This is a genomic window from Oleiagrimonas sp. (genome assembly GCF_027858935.1).
Taxonomy (GTDB): domain Bacteria; phylum Pseudomonadota; class Gammaproteobacteria; order Xanthomonadales; family Rhodanobacteraceae; genus Oleiagrimonas.
The window spans coordinates 1-4,449 of record NZ_JAQIBU010000082.1; the positions used below are offsets into that span (position 1 = coordinate 1).

At 65.6% G+C, this 4,449-nt stretch carries 4 protein-coding genes; 1 reads left to right on the top strand and 3 read right to left on the bottom strand.

The window, feature by feature from the left end; all coding sequences use genetic code 11:
• From PF446_RS03155 to PF446_RS03165, 3 genes are all read right to left on the bottom strand, one after another.
• On the bottom strand, positions 1-1,210 hold a 1,210-nt coding region (locus PF446_RS03155), incomplete at its 3' end, for a DUF3488 domain-containing protein (protein ID WP_298069652.1).
• Positions 1,207-2,181: a DUF58 domain-containing protein gene (locus tag PF446_RS03160; RefSeq protein WP_298069654.1), complete on the bottom strand. Its 975-nt coding sequence runs from the start codon at positions 2,179-2,181 to the stop codon at positions 1,207-1,209. The genes PF446_RS03160 and PF446_RS03155, both read right to left, overlap by 4 nt.
• On the bottom strand, positions 2,178-3,122 hold the full coding sequence (locus PF446_RS03165; RefSeq protein WP_298069656.1) for a MoxR family ATPase: 945 nt from the start codon (positions 3,120-3,122) through the stop codon (positions 2,178-2,180). Before PF446_RS03165 ends, PF446_RS03160 begins: the two co-directional genes overlap by 4 nt.
• Positions 3,123-3,166: 44 nt before the next feature.
• Between PF446_RS03165 and PF446_RS03170 the strand changes: the two genes are divergently transcribed.
• A partial coding sequence (locus tag PF446_RS03170; protein WP_298069658.1) for a glycosyltransferase family 39 protein occupies positions 3,167-4,449 on the top strand: 1,283 nt, incomplete at its 3' end.

Sequence of the window (4,449 nt, forward strand, 5' to 3'; positions counted from 1 at the left end):
GGGTCAGGGTGTAACTGAAACCGCCATTGTGGAACAGGCGAAGCGCCGCATCCACGATTGCACGTGGGCGCGCGCCGTATTGCATTCGCCATTTTCGTGCCAGTGCGTGAGCCTTCGGATCAAAGCCCCTGGGCAACAGCAGGGCGCGCTGCCGTGTGGCGGCATCCAGCTCGGGCTGCAGGACATGCACGGTACTTGAGCGCATGTGGTAAGTGCGCCCGTCCTTGATCCGGTTGTGGCTGATCAGGGTGCGAGCCGAGGTGAAATGCGCACCCCCGGGTGGTTCCAGCGGTGTATCCAGTGCAAACAGCCAGTGTCGATGGGTGGGCTGCAGGCTGATGGTGTAGCTGTAGATTCCACCCTTGGCCTGCAGGGACTCCACCGGAGCGCGCATGCGAGCCGGTGTGTCGGCGTGGGCATCCGAAGCCGTGGTCCAGGTGCGTCCGTCAAACCGCCACAGCACGGGGCCGCGGAAGTAGCGCTGTATGCGCGGCGGACGCGGTCCGTCGAAGCTGACACGAAAGGCGGGCGTGTCGTCGACCAGCAACTGGGTGAAATCACCCGGGGACATGCTTCCGGATATGCCGGTGCGTGCTGGACCATCCGAGGGTGCGCCCCACAGTGGTGTGCTCAGGCGAGGCACGAACAGGAACGCAATCAGCGCCAACGGTACCGCCCACAACGCCATCCGCAGCGCTGCGCCAGCCTGCATGCGCCATGAGGCATTCATCGATTGCGCCGGTTCCAGGGCGCTCAGCGTGGCCAGGGCCGGCAGCAGCCCCACGGCGACCAGCAGCGTCGGCAAGAGGGTCTGGCTGAACAGCAGTGCGCTCATCAATGCGAAACACGCAAAGGCCACCCCGACGCGCGCATCGCGGCTGCGTTCGGCTTCCAGTAGTTTCAGTACCAGCATCCCGACGACCAGCGCACTTCCAGGTTCCTGCCCGAAAAGGCTGCCGTAATGGGCAATCAGGACCAGCGGCAGCGCCACGGTCAACGGCAATCGCAGCAGCCACGACACCCGGCCACCACGGTATCGCCGCTGTGCCCATCGACCGGCCAGCAGGATCGCCAGTGCGGCCGTCAGCCAAGCCGGCAGATGGGACGCATGCACGGCCAGCACCACGCCCATGGTCATGCACAGCAGGTCGAAGGCATGCCGGTCGAGCCGGCTGTCCGCATGCCTGTGACGGCTGCGCCTGCCGATCATGGCAGCAGCGCCAGAGCTGCCATGCAGCGGTGATAGTGCTCGCTGCCGCCGGCCGGTCCGAGCGTGGACGAAGGCAGGTGCAGGGTCCAGCGGAGCCCCTGTGCGTGGGCCTCCACGATCCATCGCGCCAGGCGTGCAATGCGCTGTTCATGGTCAAGCCCGTGGAGCACGCTCCAGTCCAGCATATGCGCATCATGCAGCGCGGGGCGATCCATTTCGCGCACCAGCAAATCGTGATGACGCGCGCTCAGCTTCCAGGCAATGTGCTTGATCGGGTCACCGGCGCGGTATTCGCGCAGGCCCGCGAGTTCCTCGCCTTCGCGGGCGTCGCGTTGGTGAGCGTCATCGGCGCCGCGGGCCGGAGGGCCGGACTTCTCCGGTGCCGGGTAGACCAGGATGGCGACCTCCGGATGCAACCAGCTCCAGGCCCGGAACAGGCCGAATGGCCAACTGGTCCATATGCGCAGTCGCGGCAAGGGCATCCATCCACGCGCTTGCGTGGGGACCTGCAGTTCGGTGAGGCTGGATGTCTGCGGTATGACACGGGTATGCGTGGCACCGCCGTAACCGTCCAGCCGCAGCGCGGACCGCGCACGGCCGGCGGCGTCCATCTCCAGACGCACGTTTGCCATGTCGCCGGCGGTCACCGGTTCGGCACGGACCGACAGCAGGCGCAGACCATCGAGGTTGCGGAACGCCACCAGCATGCTGTTCGCGGCCACGCCGCCGAGCAGGCAGGTCAGGAGCAGCGCGGAATTGTTGGCGTAGTTGAGTGCCCCGACCAGCATGACCATCAGCACCACGGCGAAACCGATACCAAATCCGGTCGGCAGGATATAGATGCGCTTGCGGCCCAGTTCCACGGGCAGCGCTTCGGGTGTTTTCATGCGGGTCAATGCGGGCAGGCGGCGTTCGGCCCATTGGCGCAGGCGACCGGCCATGCGGGCATCGTCAGGTGCGCCGTTGGTCATTCCACCGCAACCTCGTCCAGCAAGGCTCGTGCAAGGTTCTCGCGACTGTTGCCTTTGCCCGGCACGATGCGATGCGCGGTCACAGAAACGAACAAGGCCTGCAGATCTTCCGGGATCACGAACCCGCGTCCATCGAGCAGCGCCCAGGCGCGGGCGCCGGAAAGCAGTGCCAGGCCGGCACGCGGCGACAAGCCGACGCGGATGTCGGGGTGGCGACGACTGGCAGCCAGCAGGCGCTGCAGGTAGTCGAGCAGGGCAGGACTTGCGGTGATGCTCTGCGAGGCTGCATGCAGGCGGGTCAGGCATGCAGCATCCAGTTGCGGCGACAGGCGGGCCAGCAGGTCGCGGCGATCCTCACCGGCCAGCAATGCACGTTCGGCCTTCGCGTCGGGATAGTCCAGGCTGAGACGCAACATGAAGCGATCCAGCTGCGAATCGGGCAGCGGGAAGGTGCCGGCCAGATCCAGCGGGTTCTGAGTGGCGACCACGAAGAACGGTTTTGTCAGTGGGTGGGTGCGGCCATCGATCGTGACCTGGCCCTCGGCCATCGCCTCCAGCAGCGCACTCTGGGTCTTGGGCGTGGCGCGATTGATCTCGTCGGCCAGCAGCAACTGGGTAAAGATCGGGCCGGGATGGAATCGGAATTCGCCCGTCTCGCGTTCGTAGACGCTGACGCCGATAATGTCCGACGGAAGAAGATCACTGGTGAACTGGATGCGTTGGAATGCGAGGTCGAAGGTGGCGGCGAGTGCGTGGGCGAGCGTGGTTTTCCCTACGCCGGGCACATCCTCGATAAGCAGGTGGCCTCCGGCCACGATGCCGGCCACGGCAAGCCGGACCTGCTGTGGCTTGCCCAGCAGCACGCCATTGATCTGCGCCATGGCGGCGCGCAAAGCTTCGCTGTCGAGTTGGTGCGAAGGGTGGGGCGCGTTCGGATCCATCAGTCCTGTTCCTTGCGGCACATGGGCAACCGGGAGGGTAACCCGTGCGCGATGAAGCCAGTGTAGCGAGCGGCACGGCGCGCTGGCGAGCCGCATTCTTGAGCGGGTTTGCAGTTTCGACGCTCTTCAAGATATGGATTGCCGCGACGCTTTCACCTTTTGTGGACGAGGCCTTCTACTGGCAGGAGAGCAGGCATCTGGCCTGGGGCTACAGCGACCTGCCGCCGCTCACGGCATGGTTGATCCGTTCAGGGGAATCGCTGGCGGGCCATGGCCTGCTGGGCATGCGCTGGCCATTCCTGCTGATCGGGGCGATGTTGCCCTGGCTGGTGGTCGAGTTTGCGCGCAGGTCGTTCGGTGCCCGGGTCGGCTGGCAGGCCGGACTGTGGTGCCTGGCACTGCCGCTGGCTGGAACGCTGGGCGTGCTGGCATTGCCGGATGTCCCGCTGACGGTCGCGATCATGCTTGCGGTGCTGGCGCTGGATAGTGCCTTGCGCCGGCAGCGGATGCGTGACTGGATCCTGCTGGGCGTGGCCCTAGCAGTGGCATGGATGACGCATTATCGCGCGGCCATGGTCATGCTTGCGGGCCTGATCCTGCTGTTGGCCACCTCCCGCGGACGGGCGCAGTGGCGAAAACCCGGACTCTGGTTGGCCCTGGGTATCGCCGCGATCGGCCTGCTGCCGATCATGGTTTCCAACCTGCATCAGCATGGCGCCGGAATCGAATTCCAGCTGGTGCAGCGCAACCCCTGGCGGTTTCATGCCGATGCCCTGGTACAGCCTTTGGAGCAGGCGCTGGCGTGCTCGCCGTTGCTGTACCTGCTGCTGCTCTGGGCCGCGTGGAAGAGTCTGCGGCGGATGGAGGGCCCTTGCGCCTGCTGGGATGTGATCGCGATCACCGCCGCGACTTTCCTTGGCGGCTATTTCCTGTTCGGGCTGTTTGCCGACGATACGCATTTTCGCGCGCACTGGCCGCTCCCCGGGTATCTGCCGCTGCTTGCGGCATTGCCCGTGCTGCTGGCTGAAAGCGGTTGGCACCGGTGGGTGCAACGTGCGGTTGTCTGGAGTGCTGCGTCCCTGGCCGTGCTTCTGCAACTGTGCATTTTTGCCTGGTTGGCCATGGCCGCGATACCGGGGCAGTCGTCGCGACTGATCGGGTTCAAGGCCTATCCGTCGCATTTTGTCGGTTGGCGGGCAGGCGCCAACATGGCCCGGCAGCTGTTGCGTGCATCACCGCCGGCCACCGTGCTGGTGGCCGACAACTTCATGTTTGCATCCGAACTTGCGTTCCAGCTTGATGGCCGGCGTCCGGTCTACGTGCTGGA

Excerpts from the sequence above, each read along its gene's own strand:
- PF446_RS03165 (WP_298069656.1), bottom strand. The coding sequence starts at position 3,122 with ATGGATCCGAACGCGCCCCACCCTTCGCACCAACTCGACAGCGAAGCT.
- PF446_RS03160 (WP_298069654.1), bottom strand. The coding sequence starts at position 2,181 with ATGACCAACGGCGCACCTGACGATGCCCGCATGGCCGGTCGCCTGCGC.